Source organism: Microcella sp. (genome assembly GCF_030645145.1).
Lineage (GTDB): Bacteria > Actinomycetota > Actinomycetes > Actinomycetales > Microbacteriaceae > Microcella.
This window is the reverse complement of the sequence record NZ_JAUSMI010000095.1, coordinates 1-23444: the sequence shown is the minus strand read 5'-3', so window position 1 is coordinate 23444 and position 23444 is coordinate 1. Positions and strand designations below refer to the sequence as shown.

Here is a 23444-nt window from a genome sequence, read left to right as displayed (position 1 = left end):
CTCGACCCATGTCGGAGATCGACCACAAGCCCCGTTCCCGCGTCGTCACGGACGGCATCGAAGCCACCACCTCGCGCGGCATGCTGCGCGCCGTCGGGATGGGCGACGACGACTGGGACAAGGCGCAGATCGGCATCGCGAGCTCGTGGAACGAGATCACGCCGTGCAACCTCTCGCTCGGGCGCCTTGCGCAGGCCGCGAAGGAGGGCGTCCACGCCGGCGGCGGCTACCCGCTGCAGTTCGGCACCGTGAGCGTCTCCGACGGCATCTCGATGGGCCACGAGGGCATGCACTTCTCGCTCGTGAGCCGCGAGGTCATCGCCGACAGCGTCGAGACCGTGATGCAGGCCGAGCGCCTCGACGGCTCCGTGCTCCTCGCCGGCTGCGACAAGTCGATCCCCGGCATGCTCATGGCCGCCGCGCGCCTGGACCTCGCGAGCGTCTTCCTCTACGCGGGCTCGATCGCGCCCGGCTGGGTCAAGCTCAGCGACGGCACCGAGAAGCCCATCACGATCATCGACTCGTTCGAGGCGGTCGGCGCGGTCAAGGCCGGCAAGATGAGCGCGGAGGACGCCCACCGCATCGAGTGCGCCTTCGCCCCCGGCGAGGGCGCGTGCGGCGGCATGTACACGGCGAACACGATGGCCTCGGTCGCCGAGGCGCTCGGCCTCAGCCTGCCGGGCTCGGCGAGCCCCGCGAGCTACGACCGCCGCCGCGACATGTACGCCCACCGCTCGGGCGAGGCGGTCGTCAACCTGCTCAATAAGGGCATCACCGCCCGGCAGATCCTGACGAAGGAGGCGTTCGAGAACGCCGTGACCGTCGCGATGGCGCTCGGCGGCTCGACGAACGTCGTGCTCCACATCCTCGCGATCGCGAACGAGGCCGAGGTGCCCTTCACGCTCGACGACTTCAACCGCATCGGCAACCGGGTGCCCCACATCGGCGACCTCAAGCCCTTCGGCCAGTACGTCATGAACGACGTCGACCGCCAGGGCGGGCTCCCCGTGCTGCTCAAGGCGCTCCTCGACGCGGGCCTCCTGCACGGCGACGTCATGACCGTGACGGGGAGGACGATGGCCGAGAACCTCGCCGAGCTGAACCCCGACCCGCTCGACGGCGAGGTGCTCCGCTCGCTCGACAACCCGATCCATGCCACGGGCGGCATCACCATCCTCCACGGCTCGTTCGCCCCCGAGGGCGCGGTCGTGAAGACCGCCGGATTCGATGCCGCCGTCTTCGAGGGGCCGGCGCGCGTGTTCGAGCGCGAGCGCGCCGCGATGGACGCCCTGACCGCCGGCGAGATCTCCGCTGGCGACGTCGTCGTCATCCGCTACGAGGGCCCCAAGGGCGGCCCCGGCATGCGCGAGATGCTCGCGATCACGGCCGCCATCAAGGGGGCTGGGCTCGGAAAAGATGTACTACTCTTGACCGACGGTCGATTCTCAGGCGGCACAACCGGACTGTGCATCGGCCACATAGCTCCCGAAGCGGTCGACGCTGGTCCGATCGCCTTCGTGCGCGATGGTGATCTCATACGGGTCGATATCGCTGCTCGCTCCCTCGACCTACTGGTCGACGCAGACGAGCTGGAGGCGCGCCGCACCGGCTGGGCGCCCCTGCCTCCGCGCTACACCCGTGGCGTTCTCGCCAAGTACTCGAAGCTCGTGCGCTCCGCTGCGGAGGGCGCGGTCACCGGCTAGTCAGGCGCTCACCCTCCCTCGCACACGACCTCAGGACTCCTTCATGCCTACGGAAGCAACCCCCGTGCCGGGCCCGTCCGCGCCCTCCCGCTCGGAGCCGCCCGTGCTCACCGGGTCGGGCGCAATCCTCGCCTCGCTCGAGAAGCTCGGCGTCACCGACGTGTTCGGGCTCCCCGGCGGCGCCATCATGCCGTTCTACGACGAGCTCATGGCCTCGACCGCCATCCGTCACATCCTCGTCCGGCACGAGCAGGGCGCGGGCCACGCCGCCGAGGGCTACGCCGTCGCGAGCGGCCGCCTCGGCGTCTGCATCGCGACCTCCGGCCCCGGCGCGACGAACCTCGTCACGGCGATCGCGGATGCCTACATGGACTCCGTCCCGCTGCTCGCGATCACCGGCCAGGTCTTCTCGACCTCGATGGGGACGGACGCGTTCCAGGAGGTCGACATCACGGGCATCACGATGCCCATCACGAAGCACTCCTTCCTCGTCACCAAGCCCGAGGACGTCCCCGGCGTCCTGGCCGCGGCCGTGCACATCGCAACGACCGGCCGCCCCGGCCCCGTGCTCGTCGACGTCACGAAGGACGCCCAGCAGAAGTCGGCCCCGTTCATCTGGCCGCCGAAGATCGACCTCCCCGGCTACCGACCGGTGACGAAGGCGCACGGCAAGCAGATCAACGCCGCCGCCCAGCTCATCGCCGAGTCGCGCCGCCCGGTGCTCTACGTCGGCGGCGGCGTCATCCGCGCCGGCGCCCACGCCGAGCTGTTGCGCTTCGCGGAGGAGACCGGCGCCCCCGTCGTCACGACGCTCATGGCGCGCGGCGCGTTCCCCGACTCGCACCAGCAGAACCTCGGCATGCCCGGGATGCACGGCACCGTCCCCTCGGTGCTCGCGCTCCAGGAGAGCGACCTGCTCATCGCCCTCGGCGCGCGGTTCGACGACCGCGTCACCGGCAAGGTGAGCGAGTTCGCCCCGCACGCCAAGGTCATCCACGTCGACATCGATCCGGCTGAGATCGGCAAGATCCGCGCCGCCGACGTGCCGATCGTGGGCGACGCCCGCGAGGTGCTCCTCGACCTGCTGCCCGCCTACCGCGTTGCGGCGAAGGCGGTGAAGCCCGACTTCTCCGACTGGTGGAAGCGCATCGAGAGCCTCCGCACCCAGTACCCGCTCGGCTACACGATGCCCGACGACGGCCTCCTGTCGCCGCAGTGGATCATCGAGAAGATCGGCGAGCTCTCCGGCCCCGAGGCGGTCTACGCCGCGGGCGTCGGCCAGCACCAGATGTGGGCCGCCCAGTTCATCAAGTACGAGCGCCCGGGCTCGTGGCTCAACTCCGGCGGCGCCGGCACGATGGGCTACGCCGTGCCCGCCGCGATGGGTGCGAAGGTCGCCCAGCCCGACCGCCTGGTGTGGGCGATCGACGGCGACGGCTGCTTCCAGATGACCAATCAGGAGCTCGCGACCTGCACGATCAACGAGATCCCGATCAAGGTCGCCGTCATCAACAACTCCTCGCTCGGCATGGTCCGCCAGTGGCAGACCCTGTTCTACGACGGCCGTCACTCGTTCACCGACCTCAACACCGGGCACGACACGGCGATGATCCCCGACTTCATCAAGATGGCCGACGCCTACGGCGCGCTGGGCATCCGCGTCACGAAGCCGGAGGAGGTCGAGCCGGCCATCCGCCTCGCGATGGAGACCAACGACCGACCCGTCGTCATCGACTTCATCGTCAGCCGCGACGCGATGGTGTGGCCGATGGTCCCGCAGGGCGTCGGCAACTCGCAAGTGCAGTACGCGCGCGACCACGCGCCCGAGTGGGAGAGGGAGTAACCCATGTCGCACCACGTGCTCTCGCTCCTCGTCGAGGACAAGCCCGGTCTGCTCACGCGCGTCGCGGGCCTCTTCGCCCGCCGCGGGTTCAACATCATCTCGCTCGCCGTCGGCACGACGGAGGTGCCGGGTCTCTCCCGCATCACCGTCGTCGTGGATGTCGAGGGCCTGCCGCTGGAGCAGGTCACCAAGCAGCTCAACAAGCTCGTCAACGTGCTCAAGATCGTCGAGCTCGACGCGACCCAGTCGGTGCAGCGCGAGCACATGCTCATCAAGGTGCGCGTCGACTCGACGACCCGCTCGCAGATCCTCGAGGCGGCGACGCTGTTCCGCGCGCGGATCGTCGACGTCGCGACCGACGCGCTCGTGATCGAGGTCACGGGCGACACCGCGAAGGTCGAGGCCCTGCTGCGCGTGCTCGAGCCCTACGGCATCAAGGAGATCGCGCAATCGGGCCTGCTCGCCATGGGCCGCGGCTCGAAGAGCATCAGCGAGCGCGTCCTCAAGAACTCGTGACGTCCGCACCGGACGCCGCACGGACATCCCACCGAACCCACACCACAAGGAGACAACTCTCGTGACCGAGATCTACTACGACAAGGACGCCGACCTCGCGCTCATCCAGAGCAAGAAGGTCGCGATCGTCGGCTACGGCTCGCAGGGCCACGCCCACGCGCAGAACCTGCGCGACTCGGGCGTCGAGGTCGTCATCGCGCTCAAGGAGGGCTCGAAGTCGGTCGCCAAGGCGCACGAGGACGGCTTCACCGTCAAGACCGTCGCCGACGCCGCCGAGTGGGCCGACGTCATCATGATCCTCGCGCCCGACCAGTACCAGCGCTCGATCTACACCGAGAGCATCCAGGGCGCCATGAAGCCGGGCAAGACGCTCGCCTTCGCGCACGGCTTCAACATCCGCTTCGGCTACATCGACGCTCCCGAGGGCGTCGACGTCATCCTCGTCGCGCCCAAGGCCCCCGGCCACACGGTGCGCCGCGAGTTCGTCGCCGGCCGCGGAATTCCCGACATCGTCGCCGTCGAGCGCGACACCACGGGCCACGCGTGGGATCTCGCGCTCTCGTACGCGAAGGCCATCGGCGGCACGCGCGCGGGCGTCATCAAGACGACCTTCACGGAGGAGACCGAGACCGACCTGTTCGGCGAGCAGGCCGTGCTCTGCGGCGGCACCTCGCAGCTCGTCCAGTACGGCTTCGAGGTCCTCACCGAGGCCGGCTACCAGCCCGAGATCGCCTACTTCGAGGTGCTGCACGAGCTCAAGCTCATCGTCGACCTCATGTGGGAGGGCGGCATCGCCAAGCAGCGCTGGAGCGTGAGCGACACCGCCGAGTACGGCGACTACGTCTCCGGCCCGCGCGTCATCGACCCCTCGGTGAAGGAGAACATGCAGGCCGTCCTCGCCGACATCCAGTCGGGCGCGTTCGCCAAGCGGTTCATCGCCGACCAGGACGCCGGCGCCCCCGAGTTCCGCGAGCTGCGGGCCAAGGGCGAGCAGCACCCCATCGAGGAGACGGGCCGCAAGCTGCGCGCCCTCTTCGCGTGGAAGCAGCAGGACGCCGACTACGTGGATGGTTCAGCCGCGCGCTAGCAGTCCGCGCTCGTACGACGGCCGGTCGCCCTTTAGGGGCGGCCGGCCTTCGCCGTTCGCGCATGACGCAGCGGCTAGCGCGGGGGAGAGGTGCGGTCGGCGCCGTGCTCCGGCCCGTACTCGTCCTTCCAGATGAGCGTCGGCTCGGCCTGCGGGCGCGGGCCGCGCCGCCCCGTCGCGAGCCAGATCGCGAGCGCGATGAGCCCCTCCACGTGCGAGGCGAGGAACGCGCCGAGCACGAGCGGCGCGTAGAGCGCCCCGAGGTAGGTCGCCGCGATGACGAGCCCCGAGGACGACCCCCACGGCGCGGCGAGCAGCGCGGGCGCCGCGAGCGTCACGAGCCACCACGCCCCGAGCCCGCCTGCGCCGACGATCGCGAGCACGGTCGCCACGATGAGCCACAGCGCCCCGACCGCGACCTGCGCGACGAGCAGCCGTCCGAGTGCGCCGCCGTGGCGCAGCCGGCTCTCGAGCCCGACCGCGGCCCACATGACGCGTGCCCGCAGCAGGTGGATGCCGTTGTCGACGAGCGCGACGCGGAAGAGGTCGTCGGCCACGCGCCGCCGCGGCAGGCGCTCGTCGACGGGCGCGCGCCGGGCATCCTCGACCATCGCGTCGTGCAGGATCGCCGGGAGCGTCTGCGGACCGTAGTTCGCGATGAGCCCCCACAGGAACGGCGGCACCGACGCGAAGTCGGTCGAGTTGCCTTCGGTCGGCGGCCGAGACGTGTCGTGCGCGGGCACGGCGACCACCGAGCCGTCGCGCGGGTCGCGGTACGCGAACGGCGCCGTGACCTGGAACTCCCGACCCATCCGGTACAGCAGCGGCACGCCCTCGAGCGGGCGCCCGTCGACGGTGATGAACGGCATCGCTTTCCCCCTGATCCTCGACGCTAGCCGCTGCCTCCGACGCTCAGCGGGCGTCGTCCCGAGGCTCGATAGGGTGGCCGCATGACCGCCGACCGCCGCGAGGACGCCCTCGACTGGGGCGACCCCGACGACCCGAGCTGGGTCGATCCCGGCCGCGACGATCGGGTCGACGACGACGAGCCCGCGCCGGGCGATGAGGGGGCGGATGCCCGCGACCGCGCCGCCGCGCCCGTCGCGACCGCGGCATCCCCCGCCGACCGCCGTCGCAACGCCGTGACGGCGGCGACGGGCCTCCTCGCCGGGGTGTACCTGGCCTACTCGGTCGGCTGGATCCTGTCGATCGGCACCCTGCCGCTGACGGGCGCGACGCTCCTCATCGAGGTCATGTACCAGTTCGGCGAGTTCCTCGCGATCATCGCGTGCGCCCTGTGGTTCGGCACCGTCATGGCGCTCACGCGCGGCGGCCGCCCCGCCGTGCGGCTCGGCTGGCTCGCCCTCGGGACGCTCGTGCTCGTGCCGTGGCCGCTGCTCATCGGGGTGCTCGCGTGAGCCGCGTCGCGCGCATCGCCGTCGCGGTCGTGCTCGGTCTCGTCGCCGCGTGGTTCCTGTTCGACGGCATCTCGAACCTGCTCGCCTTCCCGCAGCAGCTCGAGGCGCTCGGAGTCGCCGAGCGGACCCCGTGGGTGATCCTGTGGGCGAGCGTGCTGCTGCCGCCGCTCGTCTTCGCGGGCGCGGCGGTCGTCGCGCGCCGGCTCCCGCTCGCGCGCTACACGCTCGTGCTCATCGTCGCCCTGTGCGTGGTCGCGACGAGCCGCCTGAGCCTCATCGCCGCGGCGGGCGCCTCGGTCAGTCTCGCCTGAGCGCGCGGTCCGCGATCACCCGAGCGACACCCACAGCACGACCGCGATGAGCGAGACCTGCGCGATGAGCCGGGGCCAGAACGCCACCGCGATGCGGCCGAAGCGCTCGGGGTGCTTCGCGGCGTAGGCGTTGGCGGGGAAGACGCAGACCAGGAACACGGCGAGCGCGACGCCCGCGGCGACGCGCGTCGGCTCCCACAGCAGGCCGAGGCCGCCGGCGATCTCGCACACGCCCGTGATCCAGACGAGCCAGCGGGCGGAGAAGGGCCGGTTGCGCAGCGCGGGAGGGATGATCGCGGCCATCCCGCGCACGAACATCGGCACGAAGTGGAGGGCGCCCATGGCGATGAACAGCACCGCCGTGATCGCGCGCGCGAGGTCGACGGGCGTCATGGCCGCCATTCTGCCTGCGATACCCTGGGAGCACCGATCGCCCCCCACTGGAGTGCGGCGATCGCACACCACCACCACCACATCTCGTTTCGCGTACACCCCTGCGTAAGGACGTCCTCGTGACCAAGCCGGTTGTGCTCATCGCCGAAGAACTCTCTCCCGCCACGGTCGACGCCCTCGGGCCCGACTTCGAGATCCGCCAGGTCGACGGCACCGACCGCTCGGCGCTGCTGTCGGGCCTCGCCGACGCGAGCGCGGTGCTCATCCGCTCGGCCACGCAGATGGACGCCGAGGCGATCGCCGCGGGCAAGCGCCTGAAGGTCATCGCGCGCGCCGGCGTCGGGCTCGACAACGTCGACGTGAAGTCGGCGACGACGGCGGGCGTCATGGTCGTCAACGCGCCCACCTCGAACGTGATCTCTGCGGCCGAGCTCGCCGTCGGCCACCTGCTCGCCCTCGCGAGGCACATCCCCGACGCGAACGCCTCGATGAAGCGCGGCGAGTGGAAGCGCTCGGCCTTCACCGGCATCGAGCTCTACGAGAAGACCGTCGGCGTCGTGGGCCTCGGTCGCATCGGCACGCTCGTCGCCCAGCGCCTCGCGGGCTTCGGCGTCGAGCTCGTCGGCTACGACCCCTTCGTCCCGCCCGCGCGCGCGCAGCAGCTCGGCGTGACCCTCCTGAGCCTCGACGAGCTCATGGAGCGCAGCGACTTCATCACCATCCACATCCCGAAGACGCCCGAGACGACGAACCTCATCGGCGCGGCGCAGTTCGCGAAGGCCAAGCCCTCGCTGCGGATCGTCAACGCCAGCCGCGGCGGCATCATCGACGAGGATGCCCTGCGCGAGGCGCTCGCCACCGGCCGCATCGCCGGGGCGGGCCTCGACGTGTTCGTCGCCGAGCCGCCCGTCGGCTCGCCGCTGCTCGACCTCCCCACGATCCAGCTCACCCCGCACCTCGGCGCGTCGACCGACGAGGCCCAGGAGAAGGCCGGCGTCTCGGTCGCGAAGTCCGTGCGCCTCGCGCTCGACGGCGAGCTCGTGCCGGACGCCGTCAACGTCGCGGGCGGCGTCATCGATCCGACCGTGCGCCCGGGCATCCCGCTCATGGAGAAGCTCGGCCAGGTCTTCGCGAGCCTCGCCGACCACGCCTTCGCGAGCATCGACGTCGAGGTGCGCGGCGAGATCGTCGAGCACGATGTCAACGTGCTCAAGCTCGCGGCCCTCAAGGGCATCTTCGGCCGCATCTCGAGCGAGCAGGTGAGCTACGTCAACGCGCCGCTGCTCGCCGAGCAGCTCGGCGTCGCCGTGCGCCTCATCACCGACGCCACGAGCGAGGAGTACCGCAACCTGCTCACGATCCGCGGCGCGCTCGCCGACGGCACCCAGCTCTCGGTCTCCGGCACGCTCGTCGGCGCCAAGCAGGCGCAGAAGATCGTCGAGATCAACGGCTACGACGTCGAGGTGCCGATGGCCGAGCACTTCATCGTCATGCTCTACACCGACCGCCCCGGCATCGTCGCGGTCTACGGCAAGGAGTTCGGCGAGGCGCGGATCAACATCGCCGGCATGCAGATCGCCCGCCACGAGGCCGGCGGCCCCGCGCTGAGCGTGCTCACCGTCGACTCGCGCGTTCCCGACGAGCTCCTCGAGCGGGTGCGCGCCGCGATCGACGCGACCGTCATGCGCGAGATCACGATCATCGAGGGCTGAGCGCGCTCCGCTCCGCGCACGAGAACGGCGCCGCCCCCGTGAGGGAGCGGCGCCGTCGTCGTGCGGGCCGTGCGTGCTGCGAGACCTAGACGATGTCGTCGCGACGCGTCACGCGGTCGCCCGTGACCGGGTCGACCGTCGTGTGAGAAGTCGACGTGGAGCGGCGACGGCTCATCAGCACGACGCCGATGATGACCGTCACGACACCGGCGACCATCAGGATGTACCCGATCGTCGACAGCTCGATCCAGTCGAGGCTGACGTTCACGGCGAAGGCGAGGATCGCCCCCAGCGCGAACATGAAGATTCCGAATCCGATGCTCATGGTGGAGCTCCTTTCGTATCCGAGAGAGAACCTAGCGTTTCCTGGATGCTTCGCGGAAGCACGCCGCGCCGGGAGTGCTCGCGCACGCGATAGCCTGAAGTCCTCACGATCCCCGGAATTCCGGGGATCCGGGGCGATGCTGAGAATCAGCCGTGCCAACCCTCGTTCGAGGGTCGACCGCCCCGTCAGCGACCCAGGAAGGCCCTCATGACCTCGACCATCGATCTGGCCGTCATCCCTGGAGACGGCATCGGCCCCGAGGTCACCGCCGAGGCCCTCGCCGTCCTCCGCGCCGCGGTCGGCGACGACGTCGAGGTCGCCGAGTCCTCCTACTCGCTCGGCGCCGAGCACTACCTCGCCACCGGCGAGATCCTGGCCGACGAGACCATGGAGCGCCTCGCGCGCCATGACGCGATCCTCTTCGGCGCCGTCGGCGGCGATCCGCGGGATGCCCGGCTCGCGGGCGGCCTCATCGAGCGCGGTCTCCTGCTCCGGCTGCGGTTCGCCTTCGACCACTACGTGAACCTCCGACCCACCCGCCTCTTCCCCGGGGTGACCTCGCCGCTCGCGAACCCGGGCGAGGTCGACTTCGTCGTGGTCCGGGAGGGCACCGAGGGCCCCTACGTCGGCAACGGCGGGAGCATCCGCGTCGGGACCCCGCACGAGATCGCCAACGAGGTGAGCGTGAACACTGCGTTCGGTGTCGAGCGCGTCGTGCGCTTCGGGTTCGCGCAGGCGGCCGCCCGCAGTGGGCGCCTCACGCTCGTGCACAAGACCAACGTGCTCGTCAACGCCGGCTCGCTCTGGCAGCGCACGGTCGATCGCGTCGCGACCGAGTTCCCCGACGTGAGCGTCGACTACCTGCACGTCGACGCCGCGACGATCTTCCTCGTCACCGACCCCGCGCGCTTCGACGTCATCGTGACGGACAACCTCTTCGGCGACATCCTCACCGACCTCGCCGGCGCCATCAGCGGCGGCATCGGGCTCGCGGCCTCGGGCAACATCAACCCCGACCGCGCCTTCCCGAGCATGTTCGAGCCCGTCCACGGCTCGGCGCCCGACATCGCCGGCCAGCAGAAGGCCGACCCGACCGCGGCGATCCTCTCGGCCGCCCTCCTGCTCGAGCACCTCGGGCACCCGGAGGCGGCGTCGCGCATCACGACCGCCGTCGCCGCCGACCTCGCCGCGCGCGGGGCCGAGAAGCGCTCGACGAGCGAGGTCGGCGCCGCCATCCTCGCCGCGGTCAGCCGCTGAGCCCGAGCGCGAGCACGACGCAGCGCACGACCAGCTCCGCGACCGCGGCGGAGTACCCTGAACCCACACTCCACCGCCGGAGAGCATCCGACGGCGATTCTCGAGGACGACCATGACGAACCTGCTGCCGATGGCGGACCAGGGGCTGACCTTCCAGGTCACCCGCAACGATCGTGCGATGAGCGACGAGGAGCGCGAGGCCATCCTCGCCGCCCCGGGCTTCGGCAAGCACTTCACCGACCACATGGTCGACATCTGCTGGAGCGTCAACGGCGGCTGGCACCGCCCGCGCGTGCAGCCCTACGGCCCGATCGCGCTCGACCCCTCGGCGGCCGTCCTGCACTACGGGCAGGAGATCTTCGAGGGCCTCAAGGCGTACCGTCACGTCGACGGCTCGATCTGGTCGTTCCGCCCCGACGCGAACGCCCGCCGCCTGCAGCGCTCGGCGAAGCGCCTCGCCCTCCCCGAGCTGCCCGTCGAGCACTTCCTCGAGTCGCTGCGCCAGCTCGTCGCGGTCGACGGCGACTGGGTGCCGAGCGCGCCCGAGACGAGCCTCTACCTGCGCCCGTTCATGTTCGCCAAGGAGGCCTTCCTCGGCGTTCGCCCCGCGCACAAGGTCGCCTACTACGTCATCGCCTCGCCCGCCGGGGCCTACTTCTCCGGCGGCGTCGCCCCCGTCTCGATCTGGCTCACGACCACCTACTCGCGCGCCGGCAAGGGGGGCACGGGCGCCGCGAAGACGGGCGGCAACTACGCGGCCTCGCTGGTCGCGCAGGCCGAGGCCTCCGAGCACGGCTGCCAGCAGGTGCTCTTCCTCGACTCGGTCGAGGGGACGTACCTCGAGGAGCTCGGCGGCATGAACGTCGTCCTCGTGAAGGCCGACGGCACGCTCGTCACGCCGCAGTCCGACTCGATCCTCGAGGGCATCACGCGCGACTCGATCCTGCAGCTCGCGGAGGATCGCGGCCACCGTGTCGAGCGCCGCCGCGTGACGCTCGACGAGTGGCGCGAGGGCGTCGCCTCGGGCGAGATCGTCGAGGCGTTCGCGTGCGGCACGGCTGCGGTCGTCACCCCGATCGGCCTGCTCAAGGGCATCGTCGACGGCGAGCCCTTCGAGATCGGCTCGGCCGACGCGGAACCCGGCGAGCTGACGATGTCGCTCCGCCAGGAGCTCACCGACATCCAGTACGGCCGCCGACCCGACAGCCACGGGTGGATGCTCCGCCTGGACGCCTGAGCGACGTGACCACCCGCTCCGCCCGCCAGCGGGCGCTGCACCGCGTCGGCGTGCTCGCGCTCTCGAGCCTGTGCGGCGCGATCATCGGCCTCGTGGGTTCGGTGACCCACCAGTCGCTCCCGCCCGTCGGGGTCGTGCTCGCCCTCGCGACGACGACGCTGTTCCTCACGGGCCTGCGGACGTGGGGCGACGATCGCGGGCCCGCCGTCGCGGGCGCGTTCGGCATCGGCTCGGTCGCGCTCGCCCTCGCGACGCCCGGCGCGGGCGCCTCCGTGCTCATCCCCGGCAACCTGCTCGGCTACGGCTGGACGGTCGGCATCATGCTCATCGCTCTCGTCGTGCTCGCCTGGCCCCGCATCCAGCGCGTTCCCCGCCGACCGGCGGGTAGCATCGAGATGACCGCTCCCGATCAGAAGGACCCCTCAGCGCCGTGACCTATGTGATCGCACTTCCCTGCGTCGACGTCAAAGACCGCGCGTGCATCGACGAGTGCCCGGTCGACTGCATCTACGAGGGCGACCGGATGCTCTACATCCACCCCGACGAGTGCGTCGACTGCGGCGCGTGCGAGCCCGTGTGCCCCGTCGAGGCGATCTACTACGAGGACGACCTGCCCGAGCAGTGGAGCGACTACTACCGCGCGAACGTCGAGTTCTTCCAGGAGATCGGCTCGCCCGGCGGCGCGGCGAAGGTCGGCGTGATCCACAGCGACCACGAGGTCGTCACGGCGCTCCCGCCGCAGAACTGACGCGGGGCCGTGGTCGTCCCTGCGGACCCGACGGCCGAGACGGCCGTCGGCGCTGGCGCCGCAGCGGTCGCCAGAAATGGCGACCGCCCTCATGCGGGGCGCGCCCTCTCGCTACCCGACTTCCCCTGGGACTCGCTCGCGCCGTTCGCGGCTCGCGCCCGGGCCCACGCCGACGGCATCGTCGATCTCTCGGTCGGCTCGCCCGTCGACGAGACGCCCGCGGTCGTGCGCGACGCGCTCGTGGCCGCGACCGACGCCCACGCCTACCCGCAGACGATGGGCACGCTCGCGCTGCGCGAGGCGATCGTCCGCTGGTACGCCCGACGACGCGGCGTGACGCTCCCGGGCACGGATGCCGTGCTCCCCACGATCGGATCGAAGGAGCTCGTCGCGCTCCTGCCGCTCCTGCTCGGCCTCGGCCGCGACGACGTCATCGTGCACCCCCGCACCGCGTACCCGACGTACTCGGTCGGCGCGGCGCTGCTCGGCGCGAGGGCCGTCGCGGAGGACGACCCCGCACGCTGGCCCGAGGGCGCCCGTCTCATCTGGATCAACTCGCCCGGCAACCCCGACGGCGCCGTCCTCGGCGTCGACGGACTGCGGGCCGCCGTCCTTCGAGCGCGCGAGCTCGGCGCCGTGCTCGTGAACGACGAGTGCTACGCCGAGCTCGGGTGGGAGCCCGAGCGCTGGGGCGAGTCGCCCGCCGACTCCGGCGCGGGCGACTCGAGGGGCCCGGCGCCCGTGCCGAGCATCCTCGACCCCCGCGTCATCGACGGCGACGCGACCGGCCTGCTGAGCGTCTACTCGCTCTCGAAGCAGTCGAACCTCGCCGGGTACCGCGCGGCCTTCCTCGCCGGTGACCCGGCGCTCGTGCGGCAGCTGCTCGAGGCGCGCAAGCACCTCGGGCTCATCCCGCCCGCGCCCGTGCAGGCGGCGATGATCGCCGCGCTCGACGACGACGCGCACGTCGCCGCGCAGCGCGAGATCTACCGAGCGCGACGGGATGCCCTGGCCGGCGCCCTGCGCGCGTCCGGCTTCCGCATCGACCGCTCCGAGGCCGGGCTCTACCTCTGGGCCACCCGAGACGAGCCGGCGCTCGACACCCTCGCCGCGCTCGCGGAGCTCGGGATCCTCGCCGCTCCCGGGACCTTCTACGAGGGGGAGGGATCCCGGCACGTGCGGCTCGCGCTCACGGCGACCGACGAGCGGATCTCCCAGGCCGCCGCGCGCCTGCGCGGCTCGGTCCGGTGACGCGGGCGGCCTGACCGGCCGTTGTGACGGTCCACGGACATCCTTGGCGGTCGTCGACAACTCCGGGTCCGGCACCTTGGCCGATGCGGTACTGGTCGCCGCGGTCGCCTAGGCTGTAGTCGGGTTCCTTCCGCGGACCGGCGCCACCCCGACGAACGCGGCTATCCCGCCACCACCCCCGACCCCACCAACGCGAGGAGGCGCTGTGAGCGACGCCGACAAGGCCATCCTGCAGTACCCCGGCGGAACCGCGGAGTTCCCCATCCTGACCAGTGTCGACGGCGCCTCGAGCATCGACGTCTCGACCCTCACGAAGCAGACGGGGCTCACGGCCCTCGACTACGGCTTCGTCAACACCGCCTCGACGAAGAGCGCGATCACCTACATCGACGGCGACCAGGGGATCCTGCGCTACCGCGGCTATGCGATCGAGGATATCGCCGCGAACTCGAGCTTCCTCGAGGTCGCGTGGCTCCTCATCTACGGCGAGCTGCCGAGCGCATCCGAGCTCTCGGCGTTCGACGAGCGCGTGCGGCGCCACACGCTCCTCCACGAGGACCTCAAGCGGTTCTTCGACTCGCTGCCGCACCAGGCGCACCCCATGTCGGTGCTGTCGTCGGCCGTCTCGGCGCTCTCGACCTACTACGGCGACTCGCTCAACCCGCACGACCCCGAGCAGGTCGAGATCTCGACGATCCGCCTCCTCGCGAAGCTCCCCGTGATCGCGGCCTACGCGCACAAGAAGTCGGTCGGGCAGGCGTTCCTGTACCCCGACAACTCGCTGAGCTTCGTCGACAACTTCCTCCGCCTCAACTTCGGCACGATGGCCGAGCCGTACGAGGTGAACCCCGTCATGTCGCAGGCGCTCGAGCGCCTGCTGATCCTCCACGAGGACCACGAGCAGAACGCCTCGACCTCGACCGTGCGCCTCGTCGGCTCGACCGAGGCGAACCTCTTCGCCTCCATCTCGGCCGGCATCAACGCCCTATCCGGCCCGCTGCACGGCGGCGCGAACGAGTCGGTGCTGACGATGCTCGGCCGCATCCGCGACAGCGGCGAGAGCGTCGAGCGCTTCGTCGAGCGGGTGAAAAACAAGGAGGACGGCATCAAGCTCATGGGCTTCGGCCACCGGGTGTACAAATCGTACGACCCGCGCGCCAAGCTCGTGAAGGAGAGCGCCGACGCCGTGCTCGCCGACCTCGGGATCAGCGACCCGCTGCTCGACATCGCGCGCGAGCTCGAGCAGATCGCCCTCGGCGACGACTACTTCAAAGAGCGCCGCCTCTACCCGAACGTCGACTTCTACACGGGCGTCATCTATAAGGCGATGGGCTTCCCGACGCGCATGTTCACCGTGCTTTTCGCGATCGGCCGCCTCCCCGGCTGGATCGCCCACTGGCGCGAGATGAACGACGACCCGCAGACGAAGATCGGCCGCCCTCAGCAGCTCTACACGGGCGCGCCCGCGCGCGACTGGCCGCAGCGCTAGTCGCCCGTTCTCTCGGCGGTACGCCACCGAGCGCAGAAGCGGGCCGTTCCTTCGGGGCGGCCCGCTTCTTTGCGCACGGGCGCGGCCACCGTGCTGAACCCGTCCGCCTTCGATAGGTGCGGACGGGGTGACGTCGTTTCACCCGTTCCGCACTTATCGAAGCGTGCGCGAGAAAGCGGTGGCACGGCCGCTGCGATCACGACGGCCGTGCCGAGCGCCCGCGCGGCGCGGCCCGTCTACGCGTGCAGCGCCTCGTTGAGCACGACGCCGGCGCCCGTGCGGGGCAGCACCTCGACCGCTCCGGTGAGCGAGTTGCGCCGGAACAGCAGGCCGGCCACTCCCGAGAGCTGCGCCGCCTTCACGGTGCGCGGGCGGGCATCCTCATCGAGCGTGCCGTCGAGCACGACGACCTTCGTGCCGGCGGTCACGTAGAGCCCCGCCTCGACGACAGAGTCGTCGCCGATCGAGATGCCGATGCCGGAGTTCGCGCCGAGCAGCGCGCGCTCGCCGATCGCGACGCGGAGCGTGCCGCCGCCCGAGAGGGTCCCCATGATCGAGGCGCCGCCGCCGATGTCGCTGCCGTCGCCGACGACGACGCCCTGGCTGATGCGGCCCTCGACCATCGACGCGCCGAGGGTGCCGGCGTTGAAGTTGACGAAGCCCTCGTGCATGACCGTGGTGCCGGGCGAGAGGTACGCGCCGAGGCGCACGCGCGAGGCGTCGGCGATGCGCACGCGCGGCGGCGTGACGTAGTCCAGCAGTCGCGGGAACTTGTCGATGCCGAGCGGCGAGACCCCCGAGCGCTGCAGCGCCGGGCGGTTCGCGTCGAAGTCGTCGGGGTGCACGGGGCCGGCGGTCGTCCACATGACGATCGGCAGGTGCGCGAACACGCCGTCGAGGTTGATCGTGTTCGGCTTCACGAGGCGGTGCGACAGCAGGTGCAGGCGCAGGTACGCATCGGGCGTGGATGCCGGGGCCGCCGCGAGCTCGATCTCGACCGTGCGGGCCTCGATCCTCACCCCTCGGCGCGCGTCCTCCGCCTCCAGGTGCTCGATGTCGGCCGGCACGATGTACCGGTCGCGGCCCTCGGGCAGCGTCCCGAGCGCGGGGGAGGGGAACCACGTGTCGAGCACCTCGCCGTCGGCGAGGCGGACGGTGGCGAGGCCGTAGCCCCAGGCGTGAGTGAGCGGGCTGTCGGGCATGGATCCAGGCTACCCGCGCCGCGAACTAGGCTCGTGCCGATGAACGCGCAGCCGATGAACGCCCAGCCGCTGAACGCCCAGCCCCTGAACGCCCAGCCGCTGGCCCCCGACCTCCTCGACGACGTCGTCGCGCTCACCGCGGCGCTGTGCGACATCCCGAGCGTCTCTGCCGACGAGCGCGCGCTCGCCGACACGATCGAGGCGACCCTGCGCACGCACGCCCCGCATCTCGAGCTCATCCGCGACGGCGACGCGATCGTCGCCCGCACGAGCCTCGGCCGCGCCGAGCGCGTCGTCATCGCCGGCCACATCGACACCGTGCCGATCAACGACAACCTGCCGACCCGCCGCAGCGTCGACGATGGCGTCGACACCCTGTGGGGCCGCGGCACGGTCGACATGAAGGGCGGCTGCGCGGTGCTCCTCGCGCTTGCCGTGCAGCTGACCGACCCCGCCTACGACATCACCTGGGTCTGGTACGACCACGAGGAGGTCGCGAGCGAGCTCAACGGTCTCGGCCGCCTCGCCCGCACGCGCCCCGAGCTGCTGCACGGCGACTTCGCGATCCTCGGCGAGCCGAGCAACGCGGGCATCGAGGGCGGCTGCAACGGCACCCTGCGCCTCGAGCTCAGCACGACCGGCCGCCGCGCGCACTCCGCCCGCTCATGGATGGGCGTCAACGCCGTCCACGCCCTCGCCCCCATCCTCGAGCGGCTCGCCGCCTACGAGCCCGCGACCGTCACGGTCGACGGCCTCGACTACCGCGAGGGTCTCAACGCGGTCGGCGTGAGCGGCGGCGTCGCCGGCAACGTGATCCCGGACACCGCGAGCGTCACCGTCAACTACCGCTTCGCCCCGGACAAGTCGCTCGCCGAGGCCGAGCAGCACGTCCGCGACCTCGTGGCCGATCTCGATCCGTCCGTCGCGGTCGTCGTCACCGATGCGGCGGCGGGCGCCCGCCCCGGCCTGGATGCCCCGCTCGCGCAGCGCTTCGTGCAGGCCGTCGGCGCCGAGCCCGCCCCCAAGTACGGCTGGACGGACGTCGCGCGCTTCAGCGAGCTCGGGATCCCGGCCGTCAACTACGGTCCCGGCGACCCGTCGCTCGCCCACACCGACGACGAGCGCGTCCCGGTCGAGCAGATCGTCGCGTGCGAGCGCGGCCTGCGGGCGTGGCTGACCTCGGCCTGAGCCCCCGCCCGGCGGGGGAGCGACTGCTCGCCCTCGCTCGACGCGCGCCGTGGTGGCTGAGCGTGCTCGCGGTGTACGCGGCGTCGCGGCTCGTCTCCACGGGCATCCTGCTGCACTTCGCCTCGCGCCAGCGCGCGAACGCGTGGACGACCGCGCAGCCCGACTACGTCGACTTCGCCCGCTTGTGGGACGGCCACTGGTACTGGATCATCGCCGCGGGCGGCTACCCCGACGCGATCCCGCGCGACGAGGACGGGTTCGCGACCGAGAACCCGTTCGCCTTCATGCCCGTCTACCCGTTCGTCGTGCGCGGCGTCATGGTGCTCACGGGGCTCGAGTTCGCGGGGGCCGCCCTCGCCGTGTCGGTTCTCGCGGGGGCGGTCGCGGCGCTCCTCTTCCACCGGCTCATGCGCACGTGGCTCGACGAGCGCGCGGCGCTGCTCGCGACGGCGCTCCTGTGCCTCGCGCCGATCTCGCCGATCCTGCAGGTCGCGTACGCCGAGTCGCTGCACCTCGCGATGCTGGTCGGAGCCCTGCTGCTGCTCCTCGAGCGCCGGTATGCGCCGCTCGCGGTCCTCGTCACGCTCATGGCCCTCACGCGGCCGAGCGGGCTGGCGTTCGCGTTCGGGCTCGCGCTGCTGCTCGCATGGCGCTGGCGGCGCGATCGCCGGGCGATCGAGCCGTTCCCGGTTCGCGAGCGCGTCGAGCTCGCCGTCGTCGCGGTGATCGCGGGGCTCGCGGGCCTCGCCTGGCCGGGCATCGTCGCGCTCGCGACGGGCGACTTCACCGGCTACACCGACACCGAGCTCGCCTGGCGCCGCCCGTACATCGGCCCCGTCGAGCTCGTTCCGTTCACGGCCTGGTGGCAGGGAGCGCAATGGTGGCTCGGCGACGCCATCGGCCCGGTCGCGCTCGTGCTCGTGCTCGTCGCGGCGGCGTCGTCGTTCGCCCTTCCGCAGATGCGCCGGATGCCCGTGGCGCTCCGCTGCTGGATCATCGCCTACGCCGTCTACCTCCTCGCGGTCTTCTTCCCGCAGTCGAGCACGTTCCGACTGCTGCTGCCGCTCGCCCCCGTGCTCGGCGCGGTCGCGGCGGGCGCGCTCGGCGTGCGGCCGCGCTGGCTGCGCACCGCGCTCGTCGTCCTCCTCCTCGCCGTGTCGATCGCGGGGCAGTACGGCTGGGTGCACATCGCCTGGTGGATCGACGGCATCGACTGGACCCCTCCCTGATTCGGATGCCCGGCGCGGGCGGGCCGGATATCCACGATCGGGCATCCGTCGATTTAGCCGAACGCGCCGCGTACTAGATAATGAAGGCAGAGCTTTCATCGAAAGGGGAGATCGCATATGGCCGCCATGAAGCCGAGAACCGGCGACGGACCGATGGAGGCTGTCAAGGAGGGACGACTCATCATCGTGCGCGTACCGCTCGAAGGCGGTGGCCGCCTGGTCGTCTCCGTCAACGATGACGAGGCGAAGGAACTGCACGACGCGCTCGCCGCGGCGATCTCCTGACGACAGCACCCGATGCGTGAACGGGGTCGAGCCTTCGGGCTCGGCCCCGTCTCGCGTTCCTCGGGGCTCTGAACTCGGGGCTCTGAACTCGGAGCCGCACGCTCGGAGTCGGGCGCTCGGGGCTACGCGCCGCGCTTGATGATCTGCAGGAGGCCGTCGCCGACGGGCGACAGGGCGACGTGGACGGCGCTCGAGCCCGCGAGCTCGCCGATGACCGAGCGGAAGTCGCGCGTCGTCGCCTCGCGCTTCGCGGGGTCGGCGACCGTGTCGCGCCACAGCGCGTGGGGGATGAGCACGATGCCGCCGACGCGGACGAGTCGCAGGGCGTGCTCGAGGTAGTCGAGCAGGCTCTTCGCGTCGGCGTCGACGAGCACGACGTCGTAGCTCGACTCGTTCATGCGCGGGAGGACCTCGATCGCGCGACCGGTGATCATCCGCACGCGCGCGGTCGCGTGACCGGCGTCGGTGAAGAACTTGCGGGCGTGCTGCTGGTGCTCGGCCTCGAGGTCGATCGTGGTGAGGTGGGCGCCGGGGGCCCCGCGGAGCATCCAGAGCCCGCTGACGCCGAGGCCGGTGCCGATCTCGATGATCGACTGCGCGTCGACGGCGGCGGTCGCGAGCGCGAGGTGCGCGCCCGTCGCGGCCGTCACGGGCTCGACGCCCTGCTCGACGGAGTGGGCGCGGGCGGCGGCGATCTCGTCGGGCTCCACCGTCGACTCCTCGACGTATTTCCACGACAGTTCCTTGCTGGCCACAGGCCCTCCTTCTCGCAGACAGCCTAGGGGTGGGCCCGCGGTTCGCCCGGCTATTCTGAGCGGGTGTCCTTCGGTCTGACGTTCGAGAAGCTCCTGCTCATCGGGCTCATCGCCGTGCTCCTCATCGGCCCCGACCGGCTTCCCGGCTACGCGGCGCAGTTCGGCCGGTTCGTCCGCACGCTGCGCGACATGGCCAACGGCGCGAAGGACCGCATGCGGGAGGAGATGGGCCCCGACTACGACGACGTCGACTGGAAGAAGCTCGACCCGCGCCAGTACGACCCGCGCCGGATCATCCGCGAGGCGCTCCTGGAGGACGAGGCCCCGCCCGTCCGGCCGGGAGCGGGAGGGGCGGCCGCCGCGACCGTGACCGCACCCGTTCGCGAATCGGCGTACGCGCAGCGGCAGCGGCTCCTGCGCGAGGGGCGACCTGCCCCGTTCGACGCCGAGGCGACCTAGCGCTCGGAGCCCGCATCGAGCGGACTCGTGCTCAGCGCTCGCCGACCGTGCGGTACCCCGCGACGACGCGCTCGGCCTCCGCCTTCAGGAGCTCGATCACGCGGCGCACGCTCGGCCGCTCGGCGCGGTGGGCGCGCATCAGGGCCGAGATCTGCCGCTCGGCGGGAAGGCCCGTGATGGGGCGCGTCACGATGCCGTTCCCGTGGCTGCGGGTCGTGAATCGGGGCAGGATCGCGATGCCGATGCCCGCGGCGACGAGCCGCTCGACGATGAGGTTGTCCATGATGCGCTGCACGATGCGCGGCTCGCGGCCGACGGCGGCGCCCAGTCGCTCGAGCACGCGGTCGTAGGGGTAGCCCACGGGGGCGCCGATCCAGTTCTCGTCGACGAGGTCGATGCCGCGAACGACGGCCTTCTCGACGAGCCGATGCCCGGCCGGCAGTGCGACGTCGAACGGCTCGGTCATGAGCGGCACGCAGGTCAGACCGTTCTCGTTCCAGTGGGTCGGGATCCCCTGCGAGTCGGCGATCACGATGTCGTAGTCGGCCGTGAGCTGCGCGAAGTCGGGGAGGGGCAGGTCGTGGTCGGTGAGCACGATCTCGAGTCCCGGCTCGTCGCGGAGGGCGCGCAGTGCGCCCGGGATGAGCATCTGCCCCGCGGTGGGGAATGCGCTCACCGACACGGAGCCCTGCGGGCTCTGCTTGAACTCGAGCCACAGCGCTTCGGCCGACTCGATCGCGACGGCGATGCGGCGGGCGGTCTCGGCGAGCGCGAGCCCGGCACCGGTGAGCTCGATGCCCCGGCCGCGGCGCTCGGTGAGGGCGACGCCGGCCTCCCGCTCGAGCAGCTTGAGCTGCTGCGAGACGGCGCTCGCGGTGCGGTGGGTCGCGGCCGCGACGGCCGTGATCGAGCCGCGATCGGCGAGCTCGCGGAGCAGTTCGAGGCGGCGAACGTCCATGAAGTGATCCTACATGGACATGTAAGAAAGATGAGATTGTGCTGAAACGTTGGATGCGATGCAATAGGAGCGTTCAGGAAACGACAAAGGAGAACGCGGACATGCTCGCCGGATTGCTCATCATCGCTCTGCTCGGTATCGCCGGAGCGGTCTCGACCGCCGTGGTGACGGCGAAGGACGGCTACCGTCGCGTGCCGTCGCTCCCGCGAACGTAGCCGCCGACTCCGTCGACTGCCGTCGGATCCCGCGCTCACCATTCCAGGGGTGAGAGCGGGTTCCGGCGGCAGTCGGCGTTAACGCGCGGATGCTCCGCGCAGGCCGCCCGTCCGCTCGCGTCAGCGCGGGGTGACGGTGAGCGGCCGTCCCGCGAGACCGCGCCCGCGCGCCGCCACGACCCGGGCGAGCTCGCGGATCGCCTCGGCCGCCGGGTCGCCCTCGACGAGCACGATCGGCTCGCCCGCGTCGCCGCCCTCGCGCAGGGCGACCGAGAGGGGCACGCGCGCGAGCAGCGGCACGTCGAGCCGCGCGGCCGTCTCGGCCCCGCCGCCCGAGCCGAAGAGCTCGAGCACGCTGCCGTCGGGCTGCGCGAGCCCGGCCATGTTCTCCACGACGCCGATGACGGTCTGACCGGTCTGCCGGGCGACGAGCGCCGAGCGCTCGGCGACGTCGGCGGCGGCCTTCTGCGGCGTCGTGACGACGAGCACCTCGGCGTGCGGCAGGAGCTGCCCGACCGAGATCGCGACATCCCCCGTGCCGGGCGGCATGTCGAGCACGAGCACGTCGAGGTCGCCGAAGTACACGTCGGTGAGGAACTGCTGCACCGTCCGGTGCAGCATCGGCCCGCGCCACGAGACGGCCGTGCGCTCGTCGACGAACATGCCGATCGAGATCACGCCGACGTCGTGCGCGCGCGGCGGCATGATCGCCTCGCCGACGCGCGTCGGCCTCTCGCCCGCGATGCCGAGGAGGCCCGGGATCGAGAAGCCGAACACGTCGGCGTCGACGAGCCCGACCCGCAGTCCCTGCTGGGCGAGGGCGACGGCGAGGTTGGCGGTGATGGTCGACTTGCCGACGCCGCCCTTCCCGCTCGTCACGGCGATGACCCTCGTGAGCGAGTCGGGGGTGAACGGCATGGCGGGCCGGTCGCCGCGCAGGCGGGCGATGAGGGCATCCCGCACCGCCGGGGCCATCACGCCGACCGCGACGTCGACCGACGCGACGCCCGATACCGAGGATGCCGCGGCGCGCACATCGCGCTCGATGCGGTCGGCCGCGGGGCAGCCCACGATCGTGAGCTCGAGGTCGATCGCGACGCGGTCGCCCTGCACGCTCACGCGGGGCACCATGTCGAGCTCGGTGACGGGTCGCCGCAGCTCCGGGTCCATGACGCGATCGAGCGCCCGGCGCACATCCTGCTCGGTGGGCGCCGGGGGAGCGGCGTCAGCCACGGCGGTCGCGGTCGCGATCGTCGGCGGCCACGGCGGCCTCCTCCGTCTCCGAGCGGTCGAGCTCGTCGAGGAGGCTGCGCAGCTCGGCCCGGATGAACTCCTTCGTGGCGACGTCCTTCATCGCGAGGCGCAGAGCGACGACCTCGCGGGCGAGGTACTCGGTGTCGGCGTGGTTGCGCTCGGCGCGCTGGCGGTCCTGCTCGATCTGGACGCGGTCGCGGTCGTCCTGCCGGTTCTGCGCGAGCAGGATCAGGGGGGCGGCGTACGAGGCCTGCAGCGACAGGATGAGGGTGAGCAGGGTGAAGTTGAGCGCGCGCGGGTCGAACTGCGCGCTCGGCGGCGCCGAACTGTTGAAGGTGATCCACACCGCGACGAAGACCGTCATGCCGATGAGGAACCACGGCGTGCCCATCGCGCGGGCGAAGCCCTCGGAGAAGCGGCCGATGCGGTCACGGCTCGTGAACTGGGGCAGGAAGAACGGGCGGCGCTGCGACTTCGGGGCGTCGAGGCCGTCGCGCCGCGGGCCCGGGACGGGTCGGCGACGGCGGCGGTCAGCGGCCATCGTTCGGCCTCCTCGTCACCGAGCCGCGACCGGCGCGCGGCAGCGGCGCGGCCGAGCGGCGGCGGGCG

25 protein-coding genes are annotated in these 23444 nt (G+C 71.6%); 17 read left to right on the top strand and 8 right to left on the bottom strand.

The genetic code is table 11. The features are described from left to right. Positions 1–8 precede the first annotated feature (8 nt). The 4 genes from ilvD (at position 9) to ilvC (ending at position 5149) form a co-directional block, all read left to right on the top strand. Entirely contained in the window at positions 9–1703 is a 1695-nt protein-coding gene (gene ilvD, locus Q7T15_RS06590; protein WP_137736482.1) for a dihydroxy-acid dehydratase, read from the top strand. A 43-nt stretch (positions 1704–1746) separates the two neighbouring features. Then, positions 1747–3546 (top strand): acetolactate synthase large subunit, encoded by a 1800-nt coding sequence (locus tag Q7T15_RS06585; protein WP_304694515.1) that lies wholly within the window; start codon positions 1747–1749, stop codon positions 3544–3546. A gap of 3 nt (positions 3547–3549) precedes the next feature. Then, positions 3550–4062, top strand: a complete 513-nt coding sequence (gene ilvN, locus Q7T15_RS06580; RefSeq protein WP_182489120.1) for an acetolactate synthase small subunit — start codon at positions 3550–3552, stop codon at positions 4060–4062. Between the two features lie 61 nt (positions 4063–4123). Next, the gene (gene ilvC, locus Q7T15_RS06575; protein ID WP_182489122.1) at positions 4124–5149 is read left to right on the top strand and encodes a ketol-acid reductoisomerase; all 1026 of its coding nucleotides are present in this window, start codon (positions 4124–4126) and stop codon (positions 5147–5149) included. 74 nt (positions 5150–5223) lie between these two features. Here ilvC and Q7T15_RS06570 read toward each other — a convergent pair whose 3' ends face one another. Beyond that, positions 5224–6018, bottom strand: a complete 795-nt coding sequence (locus Q7T15_RS06570; protein WP_304694510.1) for a DUF1353 domain-containing protein — start codon at positions 6016–6018, stop codon at positions 5224–5226. 81 nt (positions 6019–6099) lie between these two features. Here Q7T15_RS06570 and Q7T15_RS06565 point away from each other — a divergent pair, with 81 nt between their 5' ends. Both Q7T15_RS06565 and Q7T15_RS06560 read left to right on the top strand, forming a co-directional pair. After that, complete coding sequence (locus Q7T15_RS06565) at positions 6100–6567, top strand: hypothetical protein (protein ID WP_304694508.1); 468 nt, start codon at positions 6100–6102, stop codon at positions 6565–6567. After that, positions 6564–6878, top strand: a complete 315-nt coding sequence (locus Q7T15_RS06560) for a hypothetical protein (RefSeq protein WP_304694506.1) — start codon at positions 6564–6566, stop codon at positions 6876–6878. Before Q7T15_RS06565 ends, Q7T15_RS06560 begins: the two co-directional genes overlap by 4 nt. A 15-nt stretch (positions 6879–6893) precedes the next feature. Here Q7T15_RS06560 and Q7T15_RS06555 read toward each other — a convergent pair whose 3' ends face one another. Then, positions 6894–7271, bottom strand: coding sequence for a hypothetical protein (locus tag Q7T15_RS06555; protein ID WP_304694504.1), 378 nt, complete (start codon positions 7269–7271; stop codon positions 6894–6896). A gap of 119 nt (positions 7272–7390) precedes the next feature. Between Q7T15_RS06555 and serA the strand changes: the two genes are divergently transcribed. Beyond that, on the top strand, positions 7391–8983 hold the full coding sequence (gene serA, locus Q7T15_RS06550; protein ID WP_304694501.1) for a phosphoglycerate dehydrogenase: 1593 nt from the start codon (positions 7391–7393) through the stop codon (positions 8981–8983). An 85-nt stretch (positions 8984–9068) separates the two neighbouring features. Here serA and Q7T15_RS06545 read toward each other — a convergent pair whose 3' ends face one another. Then, entirely contained in the window at positions 9069–9308 is a 240-nt protein-coding gene (locus Q7T15_RS06545) for a DUF6458 family protein (RefSeq protein ID WP_304694499.1), read from the bottom strand. Positions 9309–9515: 207 nt separating this feature from the next. On the opposite strand from Q7T15_RS06545, the gene Q7T15_RS06540 reads away from it, so the two are divergent. The 6 genes from Q7T15_RS06540 to Q7T15_RS06515 all read left to right on the top strand — a co-directional run bounded on the left by Q7T15_RS06540 (position 9516) and on the right by Q7T15_RS06515 (position 15290). Beyond that, on the top strand, positions 9516–10565 hold the full coding sequence (locus Q7T15_RS06540) for a 3-isopropylmalate dehydrogenase (RefSeq protein WP_304694497.1): 1050 nt from the start codon (positions 9516–9518) through the stop codon (positions 10563–10565). Between the two features lie 112 nt (positions 10566–10677). Continuing rightward, on the top strand, positions 10678–11802 hold the full coding sequence (locus tag Q7T15_RS06535) for a branched-chain amino acid aminotransferase (RefSeq protein ID WP_304694495.1): 1125 nt from the start codon (positions 10678–10680) through the stop codon (positions 11800–11802). 5 nt (positions 11803–11807) lie between these two features. Next, positions 11808–12236, top strand: a complete 429-nt coding sequence (locus Q7T15_RS06530; protein ID WP_304694493.1) for a hypothetical protein — start codon at positions 11808–11810, stop codon at positions 12234–12236. Next, the gene (gene fdxA / locus Q7T15_RS06525) at positions 12233–12550 is read left to right on the top strand and encodes a ferredoxin (protein WP_055898228.1); all 318 of its coding nucleotides are present in this window, start codon (positions 12233–12235) and stop codon (positions 12548–12550) included. Before Q7T15_RS06530 ends, fdxA begins: the two co-directional genes overlap by 4 nt. A gap of 9 nt (positions 12551–12559) precedes the next feature. Beyond that, positions 12560–13801, top strand: a complete 1242-nt coding sequence (gene dapC, locus Q7T15_RS06520) for a succinyldiaminopimelate transaminase (protein ID WP_304694489.1) — start codon at positions 12560–12562, stop codon at positions 13799–13801. A gap of 205 nt (positions 13802–14006) precedes the next feature. Beyond that, complete coding sequence (locus Q7T15_RS06515; RefSeq protein ID WP_304694487.1) at positions 14007–15290, top strand: citrate synthase; 1284 nt, start codon at positions 14007–14009, stop codon at positions 15288–15290. Positions 15291–15526: 236 nt separating this feature from the next. On the opposite strand, the gene dapD is transcribed toward Q7T15_RS06515, so the two are convergent. Beyond that, positions 15527–16492 carry a 2,3,4,5-tetrahydropyridine-2,6-dicarboxylate N-succinyltransferase gene (gene dapD, locus Q7T15_RS06510; protein ID WP_304694485.1) on the bottom strand — a complete coding sequence of 322 codons (966 nt, stop codon included), beginning with the start codon at positions 16490–16492 and terminating at the stop codon, positions 15527–15529. A 54-nt stretch (positions 16493–16546) separates the two neighbouring features. On the opposite strand from dapD, the gene dapE reads away from it, so the two are divergent. The 3 genes from dapE to Q7T15_RS06495 all read left to right on the top strand — a co-directional run bounded on the left by dapE (position 16547) and on the right by Q7T15_RS06495 (position 19194). Further along, complete coding sequence (gene dapE, locus Q7T15_RS06505; protein ID WP_370689115.1) at positions 16547–17680, top strand: succinyl-diaminopimelate desuccinylase; 1134 nt, start codon at positions 16547–16549, stop codon at positions 17678–17680. Further along, a complete protein-coding gene (locus tag Q7T15_RS06500; protein WP_304694481.1) occupies positions 17662–18909 on the top strand; it encodes a hypothetical protein in 1248 nt (415 codons plus the stop codon). Before dapE ends, Q7T15_RS06500 begins: the two co-directional genes overlap by 19 nt. Before the next feature lie 117 nt (positions 18910–19026). Continuing rightward, positions 19027–19194: a DUF3117 domain-containing protein gene (locus tag Q7T15_RS06495; protein ID WP_082514986.1), complete on the top strand. Its 168-nt coding sequence runs from the start codon at positions 19027–19029 to the stop codon at positions 19192–19194. 122 nt (positions 19195–19316) lie between these two features. Here the strand turns inward: Q7T15_RS06495 and Q7T15_RS06490 are convergent, their stop codons facing one another. Next, entirely contained in the window at positions 19317–19949 is a 633-nt protein-coding gene (locus tag Q7T15_RS06490; protein WP_304694478.1) for an O-methyltransferase, read from the bottom strand. 63 nt (positions 19950–20012) lie between these two features. Between Q7T15_RS06490 and Q7T15_RS06485 the strand changes: the two genes are divergently transcribed. Continuing rightward, positions 20013–20408: a twin-arginine translocase TatA/TatE family subunit gene (locus Q7T15_RS06485; protein WP_304694476.1), complete on the top strand. Its 396-nt coding sequence runs from the start codon at positions 20013–20015 to the stop codon at positions 20406–20408. A gap of 31 nt (positions 20409–20439) precedes the next feature. Here the strand turns inward: Q7T15_RS06485 and Q7T15_RS06480 are convergent, their stop codons facing one another. From Q7T15_RS06480 to Q7T15_RS06470, 3 genes are all read right to left on the bottom strand, one after another. Next, positions 20440–21366 carry a LysR family transcriptional regulator gene (locus tag Q7T15_RS06480; RefSeq protein WP_304694474.1) on the bottom strand — a complete coding sequence of 309 codons (927 nt, stop codon included), beginning with the start codon at positions 21364–21366 and terminating at the stop codon, positions 20440–20442. A gap of 335 nt (positions 21367–21701) precedes the next feature. Continuing rightward, the gene (locus tag Q7T15_RS06475; protein WP_370689113.1) at positions 21702–22751 is read right to left on the bottom strand and encodes a P-loop NTPase; all 1050 of its coding nucleotides are present in this window, start codon (positions 22749–22751) and stop codon (positions 21702–21704) included. A gap of 55 nt (positions 22752–22806) precedes the next feature. After that, positions 22807–23376, bottom strand: coding sequence for a DUF1003 domain-containing protein (locus Q7T15_RS06470; RefSeq protein WP_304694470.1), 570 nt, complete (start codon positions 23374–23376; stop codon positions 22807–22809). Between the last annotated feature and the right edge of the window lie 68 nt (positions 23377–23444).

What these genes read in the sequence shown, in the direction of transcription:
- Q7T15_RS06570 (WP_304694510.1), bottom strand. Translation starts at nt 6,018, where the DNA reads ATGCCGTTCATCACCGTCGACGGGCGCCCGCTCGAGGGCGTGCCGCTG.
- Q7T15_RS06555 (WP_304694504.1), bottom strand. Translation starts at nt 7,271, where the DNA reads ATGACGCCCGTCGACCTCGCGCGCGCGATCACGGCGGTGCTGTTCATC.
- Q7T15_RS06585 (WP_304694515.1), top strand. Translation starts at nt 1,747, where the DNA reads ATGCCTACGGAAGCAACCCCCGTGCCGGGCCCGTCCGCGCCCTCCCGC.
- Q7T15_RS06540 (WP_304694497.1), top strand. Translation starts at nt 9,516, where the DNA reads ATGACCTCGACCATCGATCTGGCCGTCATCCCTGGAGACGGCATCGGC.
- Q7T15_RS06480 (WP_304694474.1), bottom strand. Translation starts at nt 21,366, where the DNA reads ATGGACGTTCGCCGCCTCGAACTGCTCCGCGAGCTCGCCGATCGCGGC.
- ilvD (WP_137736482.1), top strand. Translation starts at nt 9, where the DNA reads ATGTCGGAGATCGACCACAAGCCCCGTTCCCGCGTCGTCACGGACGGC.
- Q7T15_RS06475 (WP_370689113.1), bottom strand. Translation starts at nt 22,751, where the DNA reads ATGGACCCGGAGCTGCGGCGACCCGTCACCGAGCTCGACATGGTGCCC.
- Q7T15_RS06535 (WP_304694495.1), top strand. Translation starts at nt 10,678, where the DNA reads ATGACGAACCTGCTGCCGATGGCGGACCAGGGGCTGACCTTCCAGGTC.
- dapD (WP_304694485.1), bottom strand. Translation starts at nt 16,492, where the DNA reads ATGCCCGACAGCCCGCTCACTCACGCCTGGGGCTACGGCCTCGCCACC.
- ilvN (WP_182489120.1), top strand. Translation starts at nt 3,550, where the DNA reads ATGTCGCACCACGTGCTCTCGCTCCTCGTCGAGGACAAGCCCGGTCTG.
- Q7T15_RS06545 (WP_304694499.1), bottom strand. Translation starts at nt 9,308, where the DNA reads ATGAGCATCGGATTCGGAATCTTCATGTTCGCGCTGGGGGCGATCCTC.
- dapE (WP_370689115.1), top strand. Translation starts at nt 16,547, where the DNA reads ATGAACGCCCAGCCGCTGAACGCCCAGCCCCTGAACGCCCAGCCGCTG.
- Q7T15_RS06495 (WP_082514986.1), top strand. Translation starts at nt 19,027, where the DNA reads ATGGCCGCCATGAAGCCGAGAACCGGCGACGGACCGATGGAGGCTGTC.
- Q7T15_RS06565 (WP_304694508.1), top strand. Translation starts at nt 6,100, where the DNA reads ATGACCGCCGACCGCCGCGAGGACGCCCTCGACTGGGGCGACCCCGAC.
- Q7T15_RS06470 (WP_304694470.1), bottom strand. Translation starts at nt 23,376, where the DNA reads ATGGCCGCTGACCGCCGCCGTCGCCGACCCGTCCCGGGCCCGCGGCGC.